At 66.1% G+C, this 21,915-nt stretch carries 21 protein-coding genes, 1 tRNA gene and 1 pseudogene; 17 read left to right on the top strand and 6 right to left on the bottom strand.

Features of this window, described 5'->3' with window-relative positions:
• Positions 1-6: 6 nt before the first annotated feature.
• The 8 genes from artA (at position 7) to MXF70_RS00080 (ending at position 6,945) form a co-directional block, all read left to right on the top strand.
• Complete coding sequence (artA, locus tag MXF70_RS00115; RefSeq protein ID WP_248516565.1) at positions 7-1,092, top strand: archaeosortase A; 1,086 nt, start codon at positions 7-9, stop codon at positions 1,090-1,092.
• A complete protein-coding gene (locus MXF70_RS00110; RefSeq protein ID WP_248516564.1) occupies positions 1,079-1,831 on the top strand; it encodes a metallophosphoesterase in 753 nt (250 codons plus the stop codon). The genes artA and MXF70_RS00110 overlap by 14 nt, the downstream gene beginning before the upstream one ends.
• A 117-nt stretch (positions 1,832-1,948) precedes the next feature.
• Positions 1,949-2,338, top strand: a complete 390-nt coding sequence (locus tag MXF70_RS00105; RefSeq protein WP_248516563.1) for a DUF5611 family protein — start codon at positions 1,949-1,951, stop codon at positions 2,336-2,338.
• A gap of 109 nt (positions 2,339-2,447) precedes the next feature.
• Complete coding sequence (locus tag MXF70_RS00100) at positions 2,448-3,281, top strand: NRDE family protein (protein WP_248516562.1); 834 nt, start codon at positions 2,448-2,450, stop codon at positions 3,279-3,281.
• Positions 3,282-3,346: 65 nt separating this feature from the next.
• The gene (locus tag MXF70_RS00095; RefSeq protein ID WP_248516561.1) at positions 3,347-3,697 is read left to right on the top strand and encodes a helix-turn-helix transcriptional regulator; all 351 of its coding nucleotides are present in this window, start codon (positions 3,347-3,349) and stop codon (positions 3,695-3,697) included.
• 223 nt (positions 3,698-3,920) lie between these two features.
• Positions 3,921-5,723 (top strand): translation initiation factor IF-2, encoded by a 1,803-nt coding sequence (gene infB, locus MXF70_RS00090; RefSeq protein ID WP_248516560.1) that lies wholly within the window; start codon positions 3,921-3,923, stop codon positions 5,721-5,723.
• A gap of 123 nt (positions 5,724-5,846) precedes the next feature.
• Entirely contained in the window at positions 5,847-6,029 is a 183-nt protein-coding gene (locus MXF70_RS00085; RefSeq protein WP_248516559.1) for a DUF8015 family protein, read from the top strand.
• Between the two features lie 840 nt (positions 6,030-6,869).
• Positions 6,870-6,945, top strand: a tRNA-Cys gene (locus tag MXF70_RS00080).
• A 240-nt stretch (positions 6,946-7,185) separates the two neighbouring features.
• On the opposite strand, the gene MXF70_RS00075 is transcribed toward MXF70_RS00080, so the two are convergent.
• Positions 7,186-8,235, bottom strand: coding sequence for a PAS domain S-box protein (locus MXF70_RS00075; RefSeq protein ID WP_248516558.1), 1,050 nt, complete (start codon positions 8,233-8,235; stop codon positions 7,186-7,188).
• A 176-nt stretch (positions 8,236-8,411) separates the two neighbouring features.
• Entirely contained in the window at positions 8,412-8,831 is a 420-nt protein-coding gene (locus tag MXF70_RS00070; RefSeq protein ID WP_248516557.1) for a helix-turn-helix domain-containing protein, read from the bottom strand.
• Positions 8,832-8,990: 159 nt separating this feature from the next.
• On the opposite strand from MXF70_RS00070, the gene MXF70_RS00065 reads away from it, so the two are divergent.
• The gene (locus MXF70_RS00065) at positions 8,991-9,548 is read left to right on the top strand and encodes a DUF8170 family protein (protein WP_248516556.1); all 558 of its coding nucleotides are present in this window, start codon (positions 8,991-8,993) and stop codon (positions 9,546-9,548) included.
• A gap of 96 nt (positions 9,549-9,644) precedes the next feature.
• Complete coding sequence (locus tag MXF70_RS00060) at positions 9,645-10,325, top strand: hypothetical protein (protein ID WP_248516555.1); 681 nt, start codon at positions 9,645-9,647, stop codon at positions 10,323-10,325.
• A 66-nt stretch (positions 10,326-10,391) separates the two neighbouring features.
• Here MXF70_RS00060 and MXF70_RS00055 read toward each other — a convergent pair whose 3' ends face one another.
• Together MXF70_RS00055 and msrB are read right to left on the bottom strand one after the other, a co-directional pair.
• Positions 10,392-11,258: an SMP-30/gluconolactonase/LRE family protein gene (locus tag MXF70_RS00055; protein ID WP_248516554.1), complete on the bottom strand. Its 867-nt coding sequence runs from the start codon at positions 11,256-11,258 to the stop codon at positions 10,392-10,394.
• A 452-nt stretch (positions 11,259-11,710) separates the two neighbouring features.
• On the bottom strand, positions 11,711-12,118 hold the full coding sequence (gene msrB, locus MXF70_RS00050; RefSeq protein ID WP_248516553.1) for a peptide-methionine (R)-S-oxide reductase MsrB: 408 nt from the start codon (positions 12,116-12,118) through the stop codon (positions 11,711-11,713).
• Between the two features lie 158 nt (positions 12,119-12,276).
• Between msrB and MXF70_RS00045 the strand changes: the two genes are divergently transcribed.
• The 6 genes from MXF70_RS00045 to MXF70_RS00020 all read left to right on the top strand — a co-directional run bounded on the left by MXF70_RS00045 (position 12,277) and on the right by MXF70_RS00020 (position 19,587).
• Complete coding sequence (locus tag MXF70_RS00045) at positions 12,277-13,821, top strand: ribonuclease H-like domain-containing protein (protein ID WP_248516552.1); 1,545 nt, start codon at positions 12,277-12,279, stop codon at positions 13,819-13,821.
• Complete coding sequence (locus MXF70_RS00040) at positions 13,822-16,425, top strand: DEAD/DEAH box helicase (RefSeq protein ID WP_248516551.1); 2,604 nt, start codon at positions 13,822-13,824, stop codon at positions 16,423-16,425. It abuts the gene before it with no gap.
• A 146-nt stretch (positions 16,426-16,571) separates the two neighbouring features.
• Positions 16,572-16,811 carry a DUF5816 domain-containing protein gene (locus MXF70_RS00035; RefSeq protein WP_248516550.1) on the top strand — a complete coding sequence of 80 codons (240 nt, stop codon included), beginning with the start codon at positions 16,572-16,574 and terminating at the stop codon, positions 16,809-16,811.
• A gap of 119 nt (positions 16,812-16,930) precedes the next feature.
• Entirely contained in the window at positions 16,931-17,242 is a 312-nt protein-coding gene (locus tag MXF70_RS00030; protein WP_248516549.1) for a DUF7116 family protein, read from the top strand.
• Between the two features lie 242 nt (positions 17,243-17,484).
• Positions 17,485-19,323 (top strand): ABC transporter substrate-binding protein, encoded by a 1,839-nt coding sequence (locus MXF70_RS00025; RefSeq protein WP_248516548.1) that lies wholly within the window; start codon positions 17,485-17,487, stop codon positions 19,321-19,323.
• Positions 19,324-19,389: 66 nt separating this feature from the next.
• Positions 19,390-19,587: a dodecin gene (locus MXF70_RS00020; RefSeq protein ID WP_248516547.1), complete on the top strand. Its 198-nt coding sequence runs from the start codon at positions 19,390-19,392 to the stop codon at positions 19,585-19,587.
• A 58-nt stretch (positions 19,588-19,645) separates the two neighbouring features.
• On the opposite strand, the gene MXF70_RS00015 is transcribed toward MXF70_RS00020, so the two are convergent.
• On the bottom strand, positions 19,646-20,113 hold the full coding sequence (locus MXF70_RS00015; protein ID WP_248516546.1) for an MGMT family protein: 468 nt from the start codon (positions 20,111-20,113) through the stop codon (positions 19,646-19,648).
• 198 nt (positions 20,114-20,311) lie between these two features.
• Between MXF70_RS00015 and MXF70_RS00010 the strand changes: the two genes are divergently transcribed.
• Positions 20,312-21,709 carry an alpha/beta hydrolase gene (locus MXF70_RS00010; RefSeq protein ID WP_248516545.1) on the top strand — a complete coding sequence of 466 codons (1,398 nt, stop codon included), beginning with the start codon at positions 20,312-20,314 and terminating at the stop codon, positions 21,707-21,709.
• Here the strand turns inward: MXF70_RS00010 and MXF70_RS00005 are convergent.
• Positions 21,699-21,915, bottom strand: a pseudogene (locus MXF70_RS00005) (hypothetical protein); the annotation flags it as partial. The gene MXF70_RS00010 and the pseudogene MXF70_RS00005 overlap by 11 nt on opposite strands.

Raw genomic sequence — 21,915 nt, 5'->3', positions numbered from 1 at the left:
AACGCAATGGTCTCCGCCGTCGGTTTTCTGGAAGCACTCGGTGGCTACTCCACGCCGCTGATCTGGCTATCGATTCTGGCGTTCCTGGCTGGTGCGGTCCTCGAGGTGACCGACCGCCGCTCGCTGGCAGTACCGATCGTCGCCGGTGGCTGGATCCTGTTCGGGGTCTACTGGTTCTCGATGTTCCACTACTTCTACGTCGAGTTCGGGAGCCCGCTGGAGGGCGTGCTGAGTCTCGCAGCACTTCCACTCTCACTCTACGCGGCATATCTCCTGCTTGACGGGCGGGACTCGCTGCTCGTCGTTTCGCGGGCGATCGCCTGCATGGGGCTCATCTATCTTCCCGTCGCGACGATCGACGTGGTCAAAGTGTTCCTCATCGAGTCCGTCGCCCAGCAGTCCGCGTGGGGGATGGAGCTGCTCGGCTACGACGTCTGGCTCACGGAGGGCGCGAACGGCTACGACAGCCGTTTCACCTTCGCGAGCCGCCCCGAGGACAGCTACGGGACGTACATAGTGCTCGCGTGTACTGGCCTCGGCTCCATCTCGATCTTCGGCGGCCTGACCGCTGCCGTCCAGGCTCCGCTCCGCAGGAAACTCGGTGGATTCATCGCCGCAACGGGAATCATCTACGTTCTGAATCTCTTCCGGAACATCTTCGTCGGCCTCGCCGCCCCCTTCGGCTGGTTCGGCGGCCCACGGTTCGAGACGATTGCCACGACCCTGGGCGGCGGCGACGTGCACACGTCGTTTTTCATCTCCCATCACCTGATCTCGCAGTCGCTCTCCGTCGTCGCGCTCATCGCGATCACGCTGATCGTGATCCGGCTCGTGCCCGAAGTCGTGCAGCCACTGGAGGAGGTGCTCTACGTCCTGACGAACTCGGAGGTCGATCTCGCTGCGGCGATCGGGCAACCAAGCTCCACTGCCGGCGGAGCAGACGCCGCCAGAGGCACCGGTGACGGCGGCGCTACCGGGGACGGGATCCGAACCGCGTCCGGCGATCCCGACGACGTGCAGCCCGACGGCGGCAGCGACGATGGGGTGCCCACCGACGCCAGCCGGCGCCCGAACGCCGATGACGACGCCTGAGCTCTGCGATCGAGCCGCTTACTTCCCCGACGACGAGGCACTCGTCTGTGCCGATCTGCACCTCGGGCGGGACGCCAAATCCAACGTCGAGTTGCCCCTTGGCGAGCGACGCCGCGTCCCCCAGCGCATCTCGGCGCTGCTAGAGCGGTTCGCTCCCGAGCGGCTGGTCGTCGCCGGCGACGTGTTGCACGCCTTCGATTCGGTGTCCGAATCGGCCGCCGAGTCGTTGGCGTCGGTCGAATCCGTAACCGCCGACGCCGGCGTCGAACTGGTGTTCGTCGCTGGCAACCACGACGGTATGCTCGAGACCGTTGCCGAGGCCGAGATCGTCGAGGCCGTCGCGCTCGGGACTGGCACCGTCGTCCTCCACGGCGACGAGCATCCGTCGGTGGTCGCAGAGTGCGTGGGTGCCGAGACAGCGGACGCTGCCTCGCTTGCCGACGAAATCCTCGCTGCAGATCGGTACGTGATCGGCCACGAACACCCTGCCATCGTCATCGAGGGCCAGCGCCACGCCTGCTACCTCGACGGGCCGGCACCGGACTCCAGCGCGTCGGTGTTCGTGCTGCCAGCGTTCAATCGCCTCGCGCGCGGAACGGTCCTGAACGGCGCTACGAGTGGGGATCAGTCCTCGCCACTGCTCCAGGACGTCCGACGGTTCCGGCCAGCTGTTCGGGATGCAGCGGCAGAAGAGACGCTCTGGTTTCCGCCCTTTTCGGAGCTCCAGCCGCTCCTGTAGATTCCATCGCTGTCCCGGGGTTTTGACCAATGGAGTCGCCGACGGAGCGGTAGATCCAGACGGGTCGTGGCCCGGAGAGCGCAACAGGTATACCGATCCGGGCAGGACACATCCACCATGAAGGAGTACAAGATGCGCCGCGGCGAGTACCTCGACGAACGGATGCCAGACCTGGAGGCCACGATCGAAGAGGAGTTCGGACCGATCACGGACACGGAGTCCTACAAGGGCAACGACCTCAACGTCGTCGAGGAGCCGGACAACCCCGTCTTCGAACGCATCGTCGTCGGCAAGACCGAGTACGGCTCGAAGAAGGACAAGATCGCGGTCGAGTTCCACGAGCGCGACGTCGCCGACCTCGGTCCGGAGGAACTCGAGTACGCCGAAGAGGCCGTCTCGCTCAAGAACGATTTCCTCGAGGCAGCGACCGGCCGCGACGCCAAGTCCCGCCGCGAGTCGCTCAAGCGGGAGGTCGAGGACGACCCGGACCACGACGTCGACGCGTAGTCGCTCTTTCTACTGCCGTTCCGGCCAGCGTCTCGTCGCTCACTGCGTCCAGCCAGCTGCCTCGCTCGGCGACCACAGACTTACGCTCCCGACGGCCCTAGAGTAGTTCGTGTGTACGATCGCGTTCGCGTGGCAAGCGCTCGCCGACGCGCCGATCGCCGTCGCCGCCAACCGCGACGAAGCGCTCGGTCGCGAGTCGTTGCCGCCCCGCGTTCTCGACGGCGAACGGGAGATCGTTGCGCCCCAGGACACCGAGGCCGGCGGGACCTGGATCGGCGTCACCGAGCGGGGACTGTTCGTCGCAATTACGAACCGCTGGACCGCCGACGGTCCGCCGGATCTCCCGGCGGAACGGTCGCGAGGGCTCCTGGTTCGCGACGCGCTCGGCGCTCCTGACGCGACGGCGGCTGCCGATATCGTGCGCGAGCAGGTCGCTTCCCACGGCTACGCCGGATTCAACCTCCTGGTGGCCGACGCCGAGCGAGCGGTGTATCTCGAGTGGGACGGTGCCCTTCGCGTCGACGATCTCGATCCAGGTGTCCACGTGATCGTCAACGCCGGAATCGGCGACGCCGACGAGCGAGCCGTCCGGCTCCGCGACGCGCTGGTCGAGCGCCTCACTGACGACGAACCGCCGACCACCGACGCGGGCGTCGATGCACCGCCAGCAGTCGACGCGGCTGCCGGTTCGGGACCGTCCCCTGCGAGCGAAACCGACGCCTCGCGGACGGCCGCCCCCTGGCTCGACGATGCCGCGTCGCTGCTCCGCGATCACGAGTTCGAGGCGTGCATCCATCGCGACGAGTTCGGCACGCGATCGTCCTCGCTGGTCTCTATCGACGCCGACGGCCGGGCGACCTACAGCTTCGCAGATGGGCCGCCCTGTGAGACCGAGTACGACTCCGTCGAGCTGTCAGCTTCCTTCCTCGACAGGAGGGGTTAAGTAACTCCACGGCGGTCAGTGTACATACGTATGCTCAGCGACCGCGATTTCTCGGGTGGTGCGCCGTGAGCGCGACGGCTGCGGAGACGGAGCTCTCCGAGGAGGAGCGTGCCGGCCTCGAGCTGGTCCGTGAGACCGGGGGGATCCACCAGAGCGAGTTCTGGAAGGAACTGGACGTTTCCTCGCGAAAGGGGAGCCGAATCGTCGAGTCCCTCTACGAGAAAGGGCTCGTCGACCGCGAAGACGCCGTCTACGAGGGGCACAACACTTACTACATCGCTCCCGTCGCGCGCGACCTCGATTTCTCCCTGCTGATGGCCGGCGACATGCTCTCGCCGTTTATCGGCGAGGAGGAGGTCGATCCACAGAGCGACGCCTTCTCGCAGTGGATCATGAACCTCGCCTACGAGGAGTAATCGTACCGCCGTCGGTGCCGCCCGTGCCGTCCGTTTCTCTGTCGCCGCCTGGCCTGCTGCCCCTTCTTCTATCGCCGCTCTCGTCGCGCTAGAGTAGCTGGCCAGGGATCCCCGTTTTTCGAACTACCGAGCGCCGCCAGCGCCGCGTTCGTCCCTCGGCAGTTGAAAAGAGTTAATGCCGCAGCTTTGCTCCCCACTGACAAGCAGTTTCTGCAGGTCAACGATGGCAGATACACCCACACCCGACGGCGACGAGCAGCTCCGCACCCCGATCGTCGCCGTGCTCGGGCACGTCGATCACGGCAAGACGAGCCTCCTCGACGAGATCCGTGGCTCGGCAGTCGCAGCCGGCGAGTCCGGCGCGATCACCCAGCACATCGGCGCCACGGCCGTCCCGCTCGACACGATCTCCGGGATCGCGGGCGCACTCGTCGATCCCGACGACTTCGACCTTCCCGGTCTGCTGTTCATCGACACCCCGGGTCACCACTCCTTCTCGACGCTCCGCTCTCGCGGTGGCGCCCTCGCGGACATCGCCGTCCTCGTCGTCGACGTCAACGACGGCTTCCAGCCCCAGACCGAGGAGGCGGTGGACATCCTCCGTCGCACGGAGACGCCCTTTGTCGTCGCGGCGAACAAGGTCGACACCGTGCCGGGCTGGCGACCGAAGGAGGGGTCGCCGATCCAGCAGAGCTACGACGCTCAGAGCGACCGGGTCCGCTCCGATCTCGACGAGGGGCTCTACGAGATCATCGGCCAGCTCTCAGACGCGGGTTTCTCCGCGGACATGTACTGGCGCGTGCAGGACTTCCAGGCAAACGTCGGCGTGGTGCCGGTTTCCGCCGAGACCGGAGAGGGCATTCCGGACCTCCTCGCCGTGATGATGGGGCTCTCCCAGCGCTACATGCGCGAGGCGATGGAGATCGACACGACGGGCCCCGGCGTCGGCACCGTCCTCGAGGTCAAGGAGGAGAAAGGGTTCGGCGCGACGATCGACGTCGTGCTCTACGACGGCAAGCTCGAGCCCGGCGACACGATCGTGGTCGGAAGCCAGGACGACCCGATCGTGACGGACGTGCGCGCGCTCCTCCAGCCCAAACCCCTCGCGGAGATCCGCACCGACAGCCGTTTCGACAAGGTCGACTCCGCCGTCGCGGCGGCGGGGATCAAGGTCGCCGCGCCGGAGCTCGACGACGCGATGGCCGGTGCTCCCCTCCGTGTCGTCCGGGATCGTCCAGTGGAGCAGGTCCTGCGCGAGGTCCAAGAGGAACTCGCCGAGGTCGCCGTCGAGGCGGCCGACGAGGGCGTCGTCGTCAAGGCAGACACGCTCGGCAGCCTCGAAGCGATCGCGAACGCCGCGGAGGAAGCCGAAATCCCGATCGTTCGCGCGGAGGTCGGTGACGTCGCACCACGCGACGTCGCCGTCGCCGAGACCGCCGACGAGCCACGCCACAGCTCCATCTTCGCGTTCAACGTCGACGTGCTCGACGACGCCAGGGAGGAGATCGAGCGAGCCGACGTCAATCTGTTCGCCGACGACGTCATCTACCAGCTCATCGACGAGTACGACGCCTTCGTCACGGAGCGAGAGGAAGCCCAGCAGGAGCAGATCTTCGAGAACATCTCCCGTCCCGCCAGGTTCCAGATCCTCCCCGACCACACCTTCCGGCAGTCCGACCCCGCGGTCGTCGGCGTCGAGGTCGTCGCCGGGACGCTCAAGAACAACTCGAACGTCGTGCGCTTCACCGGCAGCGAGCCCGAACGCATCGGCGGTCTCAGCGGCATCAAAGACCAGGGCGAGGACGTCGACGAGGCCCGCCGCGGCGATCGCGTCTCGATCGCGATCGACGGCCCCACGGTCGGCCGCCAGATCGAGGAGGGCGACGAGCTGTGGACGGAGATCCCCGAAAAGCACGCGAAGATCCTCGAACAGGAGCTGACCGACGACCTCCCGGGCGACGAGATCGAGGCGCTGAACATGTACCTCGAGAAGCACCGGAATCGCGATCCGTTCTGGGGGAAGTGAACTAACGGATTGCTGTTGCTCGGCATCGTATCCTCCCGCACCGTCCTCGCGTTAGCCCCACACCGGGGTCGGCTTGCACACGCTGTAATAATATTTAATTAGGTCGCGCCACTCGTCTGTCGTGTGCAGCGATCGGTCTCCAAATACGACTTCCTGCTCGCCGCCATCGCCCTCCCCGTCGCCATCGCTGGCGTCCTCGGCGCAGTCTCGACGCTCGCGATGTCCACGGCGCTCGCAGCTGGCAGCGTGCCAGCAAGCGGTGGCATCGGCTACGCACTGTTCGTCGAGCAGCCGACGGAGCAGTAATCTTGGACAGATCGTTCTAATACGGTTTCGAGCGAGTCGGCGGCTGGGCATAGCAATTTCCGGCACACATTTGTATGCGCCATTCGAGCCGCCGAGTATGCCCTGCCGTCGCTCCCTCCTCGCGAGCATGGCTAGCGCAGCCGCTCTCGGCCTCGGTGGCTGTTCCTTCGTCGACGACTCAAACTCCAGTACCCGACCGGTCACACTCGACGCGGTTGACGTGTTGAACCGTCGATCGACGACGCGCTCCTATCAAATTGCAGTGCAGCGCGATGATCGAACCGTTCTCGCCCGATCTCGGACGATCGACGGAACCGACAACTCTTCCCAGCCCACCGGCCAGATGTTCGAAGATTGGCCCGATGAACGCGCCGAGTACGAATTCGCGCTCAAGATCGATTCTGAGGAGGTGTGGCTCCGAACGACACCGAGTGCGCTCAACGTTCGAGAGGAAGGAGCTGACTGCGTCCGCGCTGTTTTCGTGATCAATCTGGGCGGCCGTCTGACTGCCCATGCCCGACGACCTTGTGCCGGATTGTAGTTTCCGAAGCATTTCCTCGACGGTCCCAGTTCTCTTCTGATCGTCTGCGCTCGCGTGCGACAGCCGCCTATCCTCTCACGTGGTTTTCATCGCAATGCATAAGCCGCCCAGCCACGGATTTTGATCTCCGCCACGGTGGCAGAGTCCGGCCGAACGCAGCGGCCTGCAGTTCGTGTCGGACTCGCTGACGCTCGCCCGACAGCGTCGCACCTCGCTTCGCTCGCGTGCGACAGCCGCCCATCCTCTCACGTGGTTTTCATCGCAATGCATAAGCCGACCAGTCACGGATTTCCACCTGCGCCACGGTGGCAGAGTCCGGCCGAACGCAGCGGCCTGCAGAGCCGCCCATCCCCGGTTCAAATCCGGGCCGTGGCTTTTCTGACGAACGGACGTGAGGAGGAAAAGCCTCCAGAGGATTTGAACCAGACGAGTCGCAGCCCGGAATGGCGAGCGGAGCGAGCCACACGCCCGGACCGTCTCGGCGAGGTTCACAGTCCGGGCCGTGGCTTGCTCCGGTGAACGAACGTGAGGAGCGCACGCCATTGCCGGATACGAACGGCGGAACGCTACCTGAGGCTATCTTCAGAACGAGCTGGCCGGTAACGGTCGAGACGGTCAGTCGGGCTGCTCCGTGTCGAAATCGATGCCGGTGATCTCGAAGCGCGCTCCGCCGACGTCACTCTCCGTGATAGCGACGTCCCAGCCGTGGCCGTCGGCGATCTGCTTCACGATCGAGAGGCCGTAGCCGGTGCCGTCGCTGCTCGTCGAGTAACCGTACTCGAACACGTCGTCGCGAATCGACTCCTGAATCCCTGGGCCGTCGTCCTCGAGGTAGAGTCCGTCACCGTCGGGGAGCCGACCGACGCGGATCGAAACGTCGTCTCCGCCGTGCTCGATGGCGTTGCCAATGAGGTTCTCGAAGAGTCCATGCAAACGGCTTTCGTCGGCCTCTACGGTCCCGATTTCGGGATCCGTGTGGTAGTCGGCGCCTCCGGTGTCGACGTTCCGCCACGCATCCGCGACGACCTCCGAGAGGTCCACTCGTTCCGTGCTGCCGATCGTTTGCCCGTCCTTCGATAGCGCGGCCACGTCGTCGACGAGCTCGTCGATGCGCTCCAGGGGTTCGACCACTCGATCGAGCTCCGGGACGTCGTGTGTTTCCTGTGCGAGCTCGGCGTGGCCACGGGCGACGGAGAGCGGATTCCGAATGTCGTGGGTGAGAATCTCCGAGAAATCGTCGAGGCGGTCCTTCTGGTCGCGGAGTTGCTCTTCGCGGCGTCGACGTTCTGTGATGTCGCGGATGATCCCGGTAAAATACCGGTCGCCGTCGTGCTCGTGTTCGCGCAGACTGATCAGCGTCGGCACCTCGTGTCCGTCTTTGTGAAGCGCGGGGAGTTCGATGCCGTCCCAGTCGATGTTCCGGTCACCCGACGTGACGTAGGCCTCCAGGGCAGCGGCGTGGGCGGTCTGGAGCCGATCGGGGATGATCTTCATCTTGGAACTCCCGATCAACTCTTCCTGTGAGTAGCCGAGAATGTTTTCGACGGCCGGATTCGCGTAGACGATATCACTATTCTCGTCGATGGTGAGCATCCCCTCTGCAGCGTTTTCGACGAGCGTCTGGTAGAATTCCTCAGACTGAACGTCTGCTCCGGTTCCATCCATTTGCTAGCGGTGGGAATAGGGAAGAAGTACGTAAAGATTTGCTGGGCGGCTCCACCACTGCGACGATCCCCGACTCTCGCCAGCGCGCCAGGGCCGTCGAGGGACCCCATCACAGTATCGGGGGCCGGCACCGACGAGCAAAACCGAGACGACCCAGAGGAGTCGCCGACGGCCGCTTACTTTCGATCGGGCCGTTGCATCTCCTCGACCCGCCGGATCGCATCGGTCTTCTCGATCTTCGCGTACTGATCGCTCCAGGTATCCGGGTCGAAGATGCCGTTCTGATCGAAGAACGCCCGCGCGTCCTCAGTTACGTAGTAAAAGACGTAGGGGAGGTCGCGCGAGCGCTCGCCGACTGGAATCTCGCTTTTCGCGACGATACCGGCCTCCTGAAGCTTGTCGAGGTGCTCGCTGATCGCGCTGCGGTGGACGTCTGGGTTGACGTAGTCGAGCTCGGGCACGGAAGGCATGCCTTCCGGGTGTCCGACGACGTCGGCGACGATACTCGCGCGGGTCTCCTGGGTGATCACCTGCATCGCTCTCCAGGTGTCGAACCCGTCTGCTGGGTCGTCTGCGCCGGGATCGATCGCTGCCATACGTGTTTCAACGGACCGGCGCACAATAACTGTGTGGGTATCAACCGTTACGGTCACGAACGAGCTGGTTCTGATAGTGATGATCCGATGTGTGAACGCTGATCGCCGAGCCAGACGCGGCGGTATTATTACCGATGGCCTCCCAGTGCCCACGATACGATGGCCGAGGATTCGGAGCTCGCGAGCGTCTTCGACGAGACGAGAGAGCTCTCCGCGACGGAGACGCTCACGCCCGAGGAGTATCAGGCCATCAAGCGCGCCGTCTTCGGCGACGTCTTCCAGGGGATCGTCCAGGCCGAGACGGCCTACTTCCTCCTCGGACGCTACGACGACGGCGAGAAGGAGCGCCGCCTCGAGGCAATCAAAGCCCGGCTCGACGACCGCGACGGCGCCTTCGCTTACCTGATGAAGGACGTGCCCGAGGCCTGGGAGTTCTGGCCGACGAAGTTTCGCATTCTCGCCGACCGCGCGGACGTCATCGTCCCCGTGCTCGAGGACACCGACGGGAGCCACGAGTGGGAGTTCGGCGTCGTCTCCGGCCCGAACTACCGACCGAAGGTCCACGTGCTGAAACGAGGGTATCCGACGGAGGCCGACGAGCACGACCACTTCGACGCGCTCCCGGCGCAGTTCGTCGACGTGCTGGACCGCGACGGCCGGGTGTTTCGCTGGGACTCGGAGGCTGCACTGGCGGCCGCGATCGAGAAACTTCCCTGATCGTCGGATGAGTGAGTGTGTGAGTATGTGTCTGTCTGAGCGCAGACCGACGTACGTCGCCTGCTAGTTTATCTTCTCATCCGTCGTCTCCGTCGCATGCACCGCCAGTGGCTGCTCGTCGGAACCGTCGTCTTGCTCGCGATCGCGGCCGGCTGTACCGGCAGCGGCGGCGGTGACGGTGGCGGCTCGGGCACCGCCGACTGGTGTACGACCGGTGCGTTTCAGACGGTTGCTGGCCAGCAGGTCGACGGCTCCATGACCGTCCAGAGCCAGGGAACCGTCGAGCGCGACGGGCGTGAAGTCTGCCGGGTTTCGTACGCATTCGAGGACACCGACTCCCCGTACGCAACGGTCGATGTCTTCTTCAACGAGGCCCAGGAGCACGTCGAGTTCATCTACTACGACGTCGACGGCAACGAGGTTCGGCGACTGAACTTCGGCAGCTCGACCGGAGGCGACGACGGTTCGACTGACGGCACCATAGACGGGACCGACGGTGACTCGGCCGCCGGCGACGCGGCCGATTGGTGTCCCGTGGGGCAGACCACGTCCACCTCGGACGCCGAGGCTGGCACAGGGATGACGTTCGTCGTCGAAGAGCAGTTCGAACGCGATGGCACGACGCTCTGCCGCGCATCGTACGAGCTGTCTGGTCAGGACCTGGAGTACAGCCGTATCGAGTTCGTCTTCGACGAGGACGAGAGCTACCAGCAACTGATCTACTACGACCAGGACGGGACGGTCGTCCAGGACGTCACGATTGCCGACGGGTCCTAGGCGAGGATTCTCTGTCGGTGGAGAGGGACCGATTCGACCGTCGAGGAACGGGGCGGCGATCGATCGCTACAGCTCGATTCGCGAGCGGAACTCCGTTTCTCCTTCGACGCCGGGATCGAAGCGGAACAGCGAGCCTGCGCCGTCGCCCTCGACGTCGCGGCCGGTGTCGCCCTCGCCGAGCGCCGTCGTCACGTAGGCGTCTTCGTTGTTCTCGCCGCCGAACGTGATGCAGGAGACCTTCTTCGCGGGGAACTCGACGCGTTCCTGCTCGACGCCGTCGGGATCGTACCGAGCGACGCGGTTGCCGTCCCAGAACGCGATCCAGACGTCCCCCTCGCCGTCGACAGTGAGGCCGTCGGGGACCTCGGGGCCGTCGACCTCGAGGAAGGGGTCGAGCTCGGTGAGGTCGCCAGTGTCGCGGTCGTAGTCGAACTGGTGGACGAGCCGTGCGTCGGACTCCGCGAAGTACATCCGCTCGCGATCGGGCGTGAACCCCATCCCGTTGGGAATTGCGAGATCCTCGACGAGCCGCTCGATCTCGCCGTCGGTGTCGAGGCGATAGAGGTTGCCGCCACGCTCCTCGGTGGGCATCGTCCCCGCGAACACGCGCCCCTCCGGATCGGCGATCACGTCGTTGAACCGCGTCTCCGTCTCCGCCGGAATCTCCTCGATCACGACCTCGATGTCCCCGTCGTCGAACTGTTCGACCCGGCCACGGTCCTCGAAGAGCAAGAGCGAGCCATCGGGCTGGATCGTGTAGCCGCCGATGGCGTCCGGATCGTCGTAGACGAGCTCGTTCTCTCCGGTGTCGGGATCGTAGCGGAACAGCTCCCCGTCGGGAACGTCGAGCCAGTAGAGCACGTTCTCGTCGGGGTGCCAGATCGGTCCCTCGCCGGTGAGGCTGTGTGAGTCGACGACGCGTTCGGGTTCCATGCCCTCGCGTTTCTGGTCGGCGACTATAGTTCGGTCGTATCCACCCGGTCGGTGAGGCCGGTATCGAGGGACGAACTGCTGGCCTCGGAATCCCTCGCAAATGACCGATTCCCCACGCCCCGACGCTCCTCGACACTGTCCACCGGGGCTCAGGCCACCCGACGAACCTACCGGGTGGGACTGAGCAGGATCTTTGATCCTGCGAAGGTCGGATGAGCTTGCTCTTCCGGAACTGGAAGGGGCCGAGCACTCCGGGAAGCACGGCGAAGCAACCACCGCAACGAGCGAAGCGAGTGAGGAGCGCAGCGAGCCGCGCGAGTCACGCGAGCGAAGCGAGGGTGACGTCGTCGGAGCGTGCTCCGACGGAACCGGAGCGCTCGGGGGCTTCCAAGCGGACTGCTGTCGCTGTCAAGTACATGACCCAAAAACGATCCCAACAGTGTCGTTCCGTCCTATTCGCTCTCGAACTCCAGCGAGACGGAGTTGATGCAGAATCGCTCGCCCGTTGGCTCCGGCCCGTCCTCGAAGACGTGACCGAGATGTCCCTCGCAGGTCGCGCAGACGACTTCGGTGCGGACCATCCCGTGGCTGGTGTCCTCGCGGTACTCGACGCGGTCGTCGGCGATTGGCTCGTAGAAGCTCGGCCAGCCGCAGTGGTGGTCGTACTTGGCTTCGCTGTCGAAGAGGGCAACGTCACAGCCCGCACACCGGTACGTGCCGTCCTCCCAGTGGTCGTCGTAGACGCCGGAGCCGGCGGGTTCGGTGCCGGCCTCGCGCAGGACGTGGTAGGCCTCCTCCGAGAGGGCCTCGCGCCACTCGGCGTCGGTCTGGGGAAGTTCGTCGGGAGCGGATTCGGACATACACTCGCGTAGACGTCCCGGGGCCAAAAGCGCGTGGTCGTCGGAGATCGAGTGCGCGACTGTGCCGGAACTCTGCGGATGCCCGGAACCCGGGAACTCTGTGCCGGAACGGCGCCCACGAGCCACTTTTCCCCACCGAGCCCATCGGATGCCAGTAGATGCAGCCCGGCCGGCTCGCCGTCGTCGATTCGGATGCCCTCTCCGCGCTCTCCGCCGAGCAGCTCCAGGACGCGCTCGACGCGGCCGATCCTCACGCCATCGTCGCGACGGCGCCGCCGGCGCGGGTCCGACTCCGATCCACGCTCTCGGATCTCGACCGCCCGATTCTGACGCCCGACGCCGGGACCGATACAGATTGCCCGCAACGCCACGTGTTCGGTGACGTCGAGGTCGTTCTCGTTCCGTCGCTCTCGGCTCTATCCGCTCTGGGCGACATGGCCGACGGCGATCTCGATCCCGCGACTGAAACCTACGTCCTCTCCGATCTGCTCGACCTCTCGGTCCGCCCCACGGAACTCAGGACAGTCCGACAGGGCCTTTCGGCGTACCGCGACGCGCTCGCCACCGACAATCCTTCTCGCGACCATTCGCTTCCCGATTCCCAGACCCATCTCTCGACTGGACTGCCGGCTGGCTACCACGGTGACTGGGACGGACTCACCGTGCGCGGGACCGCACCCGGGGGGATCGACGGAGCGCGATCGGGCGGAGCGACGGATGGCGAATCCGCCGTCGCAAGCCTCGCGCTGGGCCCCGACGGCACGGTCGCAACGACGCAGTACCGCCGGGATTCGCTCGGCCTCCGCGCGATTGACGGGATCGGCGAGCAACGTGCACGAACGCTCCGGGACGCGGGATACGCAACCCGGGACGGCCTCGCGAACGCTCCCATTGCGACGATCGCCGACCTCGACGGGATCGCTCGCTCGACCGCGCCGCGTCTCGTCGAGCGCGCCCGCGCATTCGACGCTGGCACGGTCCGTCGACGAACCGACGAGTCGCTTCCACGGCCTGAACCGATCTTCGTCGACATCGAGACCGACGGGCTCTCGCCGTCGATCGTCTGGCTGATCGGCGTCCTCGATCGGGAGGCGTCACCGGGCGAGCGCTACCGATCGTTCCTCGTTCGCGAGCCCAACGAACCCGGCGCTGCACTCGCGGCCTTCTGTACCTGGCTCGAGAGCGCCGCCGCCGACCGCCCGATCGTCGCCTACAACGGCGACTCCTTCGACGTCCCGGTGCTCACCGAGCAGATCGAGCGCCACTGCCCGGAGCACGGGGAGTTCTGGGCGGCGCGTCGTACGTTCGACCCCTACACGTGGGCCGTTCGAGAGGGGAACGCGGTGCTCCCCGGTCGGACGAACGGGCTGGAGACCGTCGCAAGCGCGCTCGGGTTCACGGGAGCCGATGCCGCCTCCGCTGGGGCCGATATCGGCGACGACAGCGCTGCGTCGGTCGACGCCACTCCGCTCGACGGCGCCGAAGTCGCGCGGATCTACCGCGAGTGGATGGCCGATCCCATTCCAGAGAACGAACCGGACTGGCAGACGCTTGAGGCCTACTGCGAAGCAGACGTGCGCGCACTCGCGTTCGTCTACGACGCGATCGACGCTGCCGATCGGACCGCCGGAGCGTCGCCAGCCGAGCGTGCTGGCAGCGAATCGGCCAGTGAGACCACGCAGGGACGCCTGGGTGATTTCTGAATGAGTGACGACCCCCATTCACCGGCCGAACGCACCCAGCGCGGGAACGACGACCACGGATCCAGCGACGGCGGCTGGAGCGCCCACGCAGACGTGCTCGACCCCGACCACCTCCGCGAGCGCTTCCCTAACTACGACGATCAGATCGTCCACACACAGACGCAGCCGGCCGAATCAGCCGACACCGTCCCAGCCAGCGAGGTCCTGCCCGACGACCTCGCGGATCGGCTCGGCCACGACCTCTACACGCACCAGGCCGAAGGGATCGACCGACTTCGCGAGGGCGAGAACGTAGCCGTCGCGACGCCGACGGCGTCGGGCAAGACGCTGATCTACGCGCTCTACGTCGCACTTTGCAAGCGCGAGGATCCCGATGCGCGGGCGATCGTCTGCTATCCGACGAAGGCGCTCGCGCGGGACCAGCGCGAATCGCTCGTCGCGCTCTACGATCGGCTCGGTCTCGACCTCGAGGTCGCAGTGTACGACGGCGACACGCCGAACCACCGCCGCCCGGAGATCCGAGAGGAGGCAGACGTGATCCTCACGAACGCCGCCGGACTCAACGTCTATCTCGCCCACCACACCCAGTGGCGGGAGTGTTTCGGGAACTGCGCGCTGTTGGCGATCGACGAGGCCCACGCTGCTTCGGGCATCCACGGCATGCACGTCGCGTGGGTCCTCCGGCGCCTGCGCCGCATTCTCGACTTTTACGACGCCGATCCGCGGATCGTCTGTACGTCGGCGACGATCGGGAACCCCGCCGAGCACGCCCGCCGCCTGACCGGCGAGCCCCACGTCGTCGTGGACGAGGACGGCAGCCCGCACGGCCGCCGCGAGATCGCGTTCTGGAAACCACCCTTGGAGGAAGACCTCGGCGAGGAGTACAGCATGGACGAGTATCTCGGCGCGGTCAAGCGAGCGGGTGCCGCGACCGGCGAGATCGTGGCGCACCTCGGCCTCCACGGCGTCCAGACGCTTGCCTTCTCGCGATCCAGGCAAGGGACCGAACTCACGGCGAAGACCGTCGAGCGCGAGGCCGGTGACCACCCGGCGAGTGGTACCGGCGGCGGTGGGGTCGCCGACAGCGCTGGCGGGGGCAGCAGTGGCTACGTCTCCGTCGCGCCCTACCACGCCGGCCACGGCAAGCAGACCCGCCGCGACACCGAGCAGCGGCTCCAGTCCGGTGATCTCGACAGCGTGATCTCGACGAGCGCGCTCGAACTCGGAATCGACGTCGGGAGCGTCGACGCGACGGTGCTGGCCGGCTACCCCGGCTCGCGACAGTCCTTCTGGCAGCGACTCGGTCGCTCTGGCCGTGGGACCGACGACGCGCTCTCGGTCCTGGTCGGTCGCGCCGACGCTATCGACCAGTACGTGCTCGACCATCCCGAGTTCCTCTTCGAGGAAGACGTCGAGAACGCCGGAGGAGCAGGCTCCTCCGAGCCCTCGTCCGCTGGCGCGTACGAGGACGCCGTCATCGACCTCGGCAACGACGCCGTCTACGCTCGGCACCTGCTGGCCGCCGCCTCGGAGCTGCCGATCGACCGCGACGACGAGCGGTGGTTCGGTGCGGAGGCCGTGCCAGACGGCGAGGGGACCAACGTGGAGGATCGGCTCGATCGCGGCGTGACGATGTGGCGCGAGGCCGGCCGTCTCGTCGGCGACCTCGACCGGTCGGTTCGCTACGATGGGCCGCCGCGTCCGGAGGCCGACGTCTCGATGTACGCGACCGATTCGGAGACGTTCCAGGTCCGAAGCGTCGATGGCGCGGACGATCTCGACGTCGCGCCGATCGGCAAGGATCGGGCCTACCGGGAGTACCACCCCGGCGCCGTCGTCCTCCACGACGGCACCGAGTACGAAGTCGTTGAGTTCGAGGAGGAGCGCCCGCAGCCGTGGGTCACGCTCCAGCCGATCGACGAGGAAGTCTATACGAAGACGCACTCGACGAAATCGGTCTCCGACGTCGAGCCTCGCGCGTCCCGCGATCTCGGCGACGGCTGGCACCTCAAATTCGGCGTCGGCACCGTCAGCATCCACTACGCTCACTACGAACGCCGCGACGTCCAGACCGGCGACCTGATCGGCGACGTTCGAGAGACCGGGCTCGGTCCGATCGAACTCCGGACCCAGCTCACGTGGGTCGAGGCGCCGAAATCACTCCGCGAGACTGCCCTCGAGGACGTGCCCTTGGGCGATCTCCTCTCCGAACCCGCTCAGTACGGGAAGGGCCAACGGCAGTACACCTTCCTCGGCGGGCTCCACGGCGCCGAGCACGCCATGATCGAACTCGCGCCGCTCGAACTCAGACTCGACAGCTCGGAGATCGGCGGCCTGAGCATCGATCCGCACCCGGAGACGGGCGTCCCGACGTGGTTCATCCACGACGCCGTCGACGGTGGGATCGGCTACGCTCGGGGGATCTACGAGCACGCCGACTCGCTGGTCGCGCGGACCCGCGAGCACGTGGCGGCGTGTGGCTGCGACGGCGTTCGGGGCTGTCCCTCCTGTCTGATGGACGTGCAGTGTGGAAACCGAAACGAGCCGCTCCACCGGCCCGCGACGATCGCGATTCTCTCGGCGCTCGAATCGCGGCTGGACTGAACCCTTCGCTCACAGCGGAACGCTTTCCGGGGAGATACGGACGAATCTACCGTTGGCGCGGGTTGTCAGGCCGCGGCGCGGGGCGCCAGGCCGCAGTACGAGCGGGGACGGCAAGCGTTTTTGCGGGGTGTCTCCACCGATCGCACATGGACACGGTCACCGATTCCGACGGCGACACCCTCTACGTCGCCACGGACGAAGGCGATCGCGGCTCTCGGGGTCCCTTCTACGTCGCCTATCGGGATCGCGACCGCGAGCGACGCTACGGCTGGCTCTGTGGCGTCTGTGACGGTCTCGACGCGATGATGGACACGATGGGCCGGATCGAGTGCCCGGATTGCGGCAATCAGCGAAAGCCGACGGAGTGGGACGCGGCCCACGAGTGATGCCGACCCGCTTGCGGACGGGCGATCGACTCCCTTCTGTGCCTATTCGCGGCCGAAAACGGCTTCGACGACCGTCGTACGCGAACTTTTAGGGTGGTGTGTGCCCACTGTTCACACGGATGGCGAGCGCCTCCCCCTCCCTGACGACCCGAGCGCGATCGATCTTCGACGACCTCGGCTACACCATCCTCGGCGACGGTGCCGAGTTCCGTGCCGAACGCGACTGGAAAGTGGTCCGCGTAACGGCGACGGATGGCGCGGCTGAGCCCGAGGCCGACGGACTGCACTGCTACGTCACGTCGAGCGACCGCGCCGGAGCGCTCCGGCGACGGCTCGACGGAAGCGACGCCGAAGAGTGGGCGATCATCGCGATCGACGGCGAGGAGTACGACGTGATCCGGGCGCCGCCCGGGCCGTCGGTCCCCACCTGACTCTACAATCGACCCGTCGACTCGATTCGGACTCCACGGGTCCAACCGCATTCCTCAGAGCGTCTCCGCTACTCCGCTACTCTGCTCCCCCGCTCCCCGTCCCAGCAGCTTTCATCCTCAGTAGCGTGCCTCCCCAGCAGCTTTCGTCCCAGCGTGAACGGCGACGCGTCCAGCCCCGAACCGCCAGCCGGAGCCGACGCGATCACCAACACCTAAATGCGTTCCTGAGTATTCCAGAACCGATGCCCTCCACAGGCCTGTCTCGCCGGTCGTTCCTCGCTGCTGCGGGGAGCGGCGCCGCTGTAGCGACCGCAGGCTGCTTCTCCGAACTTCGCTCGCAGATCACGTACGACGCCGCCGAACAGGTGTCACTCAGCGTCAAGACCGTCCCCGCAGACCGGGATCCGAGTGCCGTCCAGATCGGCCAGCGGCTCCAGAACAACCTCGACGCCGTCGGCGTTGACGCCTCGCACGAACTCCTCGATGAGGTGCAGCTTCTCCGGGACGTCCTGCTCAACAACGACTTCGACATCTTCGTCTCGGAGATGCCGGGCCACCGCGATCCGGACGAACTCCGCGCAATGTTACACTCACTGTTCGCGCCGGAGCTGGGGCTGCAAAACCCGTTCGGATTCGCATCCTCGCGCAGTGACGAACTGCTCGTCGCCCAGCGCCTGCCTCCTGAACAGCTCCAGTCGGGCGACGATCAGACCACTGACGGCGAGCAGTCGACCGGCGATGGAGCCTCCGACCAGGATTCGGACGCCCCCGACACGAACGTCGCCATCGACGGTCGATCGGACATCGTCGAGCAGCTGCAGTTCCAGCTGCTCGACCAGCAGCCGTTCCTCACGGTCGTTTCGCGTCCGCATACGGCAGCCGTCTCACAGGACGTCACCTTCGACGGCGCGGTGAACTTCGCGTCGGCGCTGGCCTATCTCACGATCGAAGGGGACGGCAACAGCCTGGAGACGCTTCGCGTCGGGCTCCAGCGTCCGAACGTCACCGAGAACCGCAACGTGCTCGCCGCGGAGTATCGACTCCACGACCGGCTGACCGACCTGCTCTACGACCCGCTCGTACGCCGGATCGAGGGCGACTACGTTCCCTGGATGGCGCGGGAGTTCTCGATCTCCGAGTCCGACACCGCAACTGTCCAGCTCCGGCCGAACCTCTCCTGGCACGACGGCACCCCGCTCACCGCCGAAGACGTCGCTTTCACCTACCGCTTCTGTCAGGATACTGCCCTCGGCGCGACCGATTCCCCGGTGCCGGCCCCGCGTTTTCGCCAACAGACCAGTCTCGTTCAGGACGCGACGGCGGTCGACCAGACGACCGTCGAGTTCGATCTCGAGCCGACGCGAGCGGCCCTCGCACCGTCGGCGCTGACGGTGCCGATTCTCCCGAAAGCGAAGTGGCAGAGCCGTTCCTCGCGTGACCACGAGTATTTCACGAAGGCGCTGACGGCGTCGATCGATTCGCCCGTGGGCAGCGGGCCGCTCCGTTTCGAGAGCGCGAACGAGAACAGATCCGTCACGTTCCGGCGCTTCGAGGATCACTTCCTCCGGACGACCTCCGGTCTGGCCGATCCTCTGCAACCGTTCTCCGGTGGCCCCGTCTACGAGCAGTTCGAAGCGGAAGGCGCGCCAAACATCAGCGTCGTCCTCGACGACATCGCGGAGGGCTCCGTACAGGTTCTCGACGGCACGCTACCGGTCGAGGACGTGCCCGACGCTCGCAGCCGTGCGGACGTCCGAGTCGTCGAGTCACCGACGCCCGATTACTACATGATCGGGATCAACGCCCGGCGACATCCGCTCTCGAACTACACGTTCCGCTCCGCTCTGGGTCGGCTGATCGATCGCGACGCCATCGTCGAGTCAGTGTTCGACGGCGTCGCGGCCGCGACGGAGACGCCGCTGCACCAGACGCAGTACGTCTCGGAGGACCTCGAGTGGGACGGACAGAGCGTCACCGGTCCCTTCCCCGGCGAGAACGGCAATCTCGACGCCGAAGCCGCTCGGCAGCTGTTCCGAGACGCGGGCTTCCGGTATCACGACGGGACGCTTCGCGGCCGATAGCGAGCCAGCCGATACCGGCGAATCGCGGCTAGCTTTTATTGGGACGCCCGCCGACGTATCGGGTCCATGGTCTTCAAGAAGATCACCCTGATCGGCACGAGCTCCGATAGCTTCGACGCCGCGGCCGACGACGCGCTCGATCGCGCGGAGAACACCCTCGACAATATCCACTGGGCAGAGGTCGAGGAGCTCGGCGTGGAGGTCGCGTCCGTATCCGGGCGCGAGTACCAGGCGGAGGTTACCGTCGCGTTCGAACTCGACTAGTAGAACAGCCCTGCGGCTCGCGGTTTCGATTCATCCGTTACTCAGTTCGCGTGGACCGTTACTCGATGCTCTCGATCGCCCGGAGACGCCGGCGTACCGGTCCGGGCGTCGCTCCGTAGCCGCCGTCAACGCGGTGATCGGGGAGCACGATGGGAATCGGATTGTTGGCGAGCGCGGCCCTGACGGTCTCCGGTGAGTCGTCGGCATCCGGATCGAGTCCAGGCGTCCGGCGAACCAGCGAATCGACGCTGCTCGACTCGCCGTAAGGGACGGCCCTGAGCGTCTGGAGCACGGTGCGCTGGTCGGTGGGAACGGTCAGCGCGATCTCGACGTCGCGGAAGTCGTCGTCCGTCTCGCCGGCCGCGTAGGTCTCGATCCGATCGAGGAGCTCGTGGTCCGCGATGGCATCCTCGTCGGCCTGCTCGGGAAAGGAACACTGGATGAGATTGCCGCTCGCGATACCGAGTTGTACCGTGGCCTCGAGGTCCGGTACGTCCCGCCCGTAGATTCCGGCGATTTCGTCCATACCCACGATGCGTGGCGTGGCTCCTAAACAGTCCCGACGACCGACGCAACCGAGTGGGTGGGCGCCACCGCGACGCCACTGCCGGGATCGGATCCAGCGGCTCGGGGTACCGCTCGTTCCTCAAGGAACGTTTCACATACTTGCAGACGCTGCAACACTGGAACCGGGTTTAGGGAACTGCGTGAACTACCCAGTCGTATGACTCCAACGAGACGTCGCGTCCTTCGGGCGCTCGGGGCGACGGGTGCGATCGCCGCCGCGGGCTGTACGAGCAGCGACGGCGACAACGATTCCAACGGCAGCGACCCAACGATCAACGGATCGACGCCGGAGAACGGTTCGGACACCGACGACGGCGAGACCGCCTCTGATCCGACATCGTCGACAGAGGCAGCCACGCAGGCGATCGACCTGCTCCGGGCTGGCGAGTACGAGGCGATCTACTCCCGGTTTCCGTCGGCCTATCAGTCAAGCGTCACCATTGCCGCGATCGAGCGCATCCACCTCGGGCTGCTCGCCGCTGGCGGCGAGATCCAGTCGACGGAGGTTACCGACACCGGGATGAGCTCCGGCCTCCAGACCGTGGATCTGCGCCTCGAACTGGAGCGCCGGCCCGCAGACGTCCGGATCAGCACGACCGAGGAGTTCGAACTCGTCGGAATTGGGCTCGTCGGCGAGTACGAGCGGGCGTCCTATGCCGACCCCGATAGCTTCCAAGCTACCGAGCACACCCTGGAGCCCGATGGCTGTCAGCTCGGCGCGACGCTCACCACGCCGACGGACGTTGATGCTGTACCGGGCGTCGTGATCGTCCACGGTAGCGGGCCGAGCGATCGCGACGCGACGGTCGCGGCCAACAAACCGTACCGAGATATCGCAGAGGGGCTCGCCTCGCAGGGCATCGCCGTGCTCAGATACGACAAGCGGACGATGGCGTGCAACGTTTCGCCCGCGGAGTACACGGTCGATCGGGTCACCGTCGACGACGCCCTTCACGCGATCTCGTGGCTGCGCGATCGTGAGGCGGTCGCGAGCGACGACGTCACCGTCCTCGGCCACAGTCTCGGTGCGATGCTGGCCCCCGAGATCGCGGATCGAGACGGCGAGCTAGCGGGCGCCGTCGGGCTCGCTGCACCCGCTCGCCCGCTGACGGACGCGTTCCTCGATCAGATCTCACACCTCGCGAGCGTGACCGAGCACGAGTCGCCGGCGTACAGTCAGCGCCGCGATCAGTGGGAGAATGCCGCCGAGCAGATCGCCACCGGGAACTACGACGCCGACGAATCGCTGATGGGCTACCCCGGGGCGTTCTGGACCAGCCTCGACGGCTACGATCCCGTCGACCGTGCGGAGTCAGTGGCCACCGAGCAGTTCTACCTCCAGGGCGAGCGAGACTACCAGGTCACGGTCGAGGGCGATTTCACGCAGTGGCAGTCCACGTTCGGCGACTCGACGGCGGTCTCCCTCTCCACATACGAGGATCTCAACCACGCGTTCCTGCCGGGCGAGGGTCCCTCCGTCCCGGCGGCCTACGGCGTGTCGAACCAGGTGGAGAAGACGGTCGTCGACGACGTAGCGGCCTGGATCACGGACTGATTTCTTCCCCTCCACTTTCCCCTCCACCTTCCTTTCCACCTCCCCACCTCCCCACCTCCCCATCTCCCCACCTCCCCATCTCCCCACCTCCCCATCTCCCCACCTCCCCATCTCCCCACCTCCCCATCTCCCCACCTCCCCATCTCCCCACCTCCCCATCTCCCCACCTCCCCATCTCCCCACCTCCCCATCTCCCCACCTCCCCA

This window comes from Salinarchaeum laminariae (assembly GCF_023204835.1).
Taxonomy (GTDB): domain Archaea; phylum Halobacteriota; class Halobacteria; order Halobacteriales; family Salinarchaeaceae; genus Salinarchaeum; species Salinarchaeum laminariae.
Note: the sequence above shows the minus strand (reverse complement) of the source record. Positions and strands in the feature narration are given on the sequence as shown.

Coding starts and splice junctions, on each gene's coding strand:
- MXF70_RS00030 (WP_248516549.1), top strand. CDS start 16,931: ATGGCGAGCGCCTCCCCCTCCCTGACGACCCGAGCGCGATCGATCTTC.
- MXF70_RS00105 (WP_248516563.1), top strand. CDS start 1,949: ATGAAGGAGTACAAGATGCGCCGCGGCGAGTACCTCGACGAACGGATG.
- MXF70_RS00055 (WP_248516554.1), bottom strand. CDS start 11,258: ATGGAACCCGAACGCGTCGTCGACTCACACAGCCTCACCGGCGAGGGA.
- MXF70_RS00110 (WP_248516564.1), top strand. CDS start 1,079: ATGACGACGCCTGAGCTCTGCGATCGAGCCGCTTACTTCCCCGACGAC.
- MXF70_RS00025 (WP_248516548.1), top strand. CDS start 17,485: ATGCCCTCCACAGGCCTGTCTCGCCGGTCGTTCCTCGCTGCTGCGGGG.
- MXF70_RS00060 (WP_248516555.1), top strand. CDS start 9,645: ATGCACCGCCAGTGGCTGCTCGTCGGAACCGTCGTCTTGCTCGCGATC.
- MXF70_RS00015 (WP_248516546.1), bottom strand. CDS start 20,113: ATGGACGAAATCGCCGGAATCTACGGGCGGGACGTACCGGACCTCGAG.
- infB (WP_248516560.1), top strand. CDS start 3,921: ATGGCAGATACACCCACACCCGACGGCGACGAGCAGCTCCGCACCCCG.
- MXF70_RS00010 (WP_248516545.1), top strand. CDS start 20,312: ATGACTCCAACGAGACGTCGCGTCCTTCGGGCGCTCGGGGCGACGGGT.
- msrB (WP_248516553.1), bottom strand. CDS start 12,118: ATGTCCGAATCCGCTCCCGACGAACTTCCCCAGACCGACGCCGAGTGG.
- MXF70_RS00075 (WP_248516558.1), bottom strand. CDS start 8,235: ATGGATGGAACCGGAGCAGACGTTCAGTCTGAGGAATTCTACCAGACG.
- MXF70_RS00065 (WP_248516556.1), top strand. CDS start 8,991: ATGGCCGAGGATTCGGAGCTCGCGAGCGTCTTCGACGAGACGAGAGAG.
- MXF70_RS00045 (WP_248516552.1), top strand. CDS start 12,277: ATGCAGCCCGGCCGGCTCGCCGTCGTCGATTCGGATGCCCTCTCCGCG.
- artA (WP_248516565.1), top strand. CDS start 7: ATGGTCTCCGCCGTCGGTTTTCTGGAAGCACTCGGTGGCTACTCCACG.
- MXF70_RS00020 (WP_248516547.1), top strand. CDS start 19,390: ATGGTCTTCAAGAAGATCACCCTGATCGGCACGAGCTCCGATAGCTTC.
- MXF70_RS00035 (WP_248516550.1), top strand. CDS start 16,572: ATGGACACGGTCACCGATTCCGACGGCGACACCCTCTACGTCGCCACG.
- MXF70_RS00040 (WP_248516551.1), top strand. CDS start 13,822: ATGAGTGACGACCCCCATTCACCGGCCGAACGCACCCAGCGCGGGAAC.
- MXF70_RS00070 (WP_248516557.1), bottom strand. CDS start 8,831: ATGGCAGCGATCGATCCCGGCGCAGACGACCCAGCAGACGGGTTCGAC.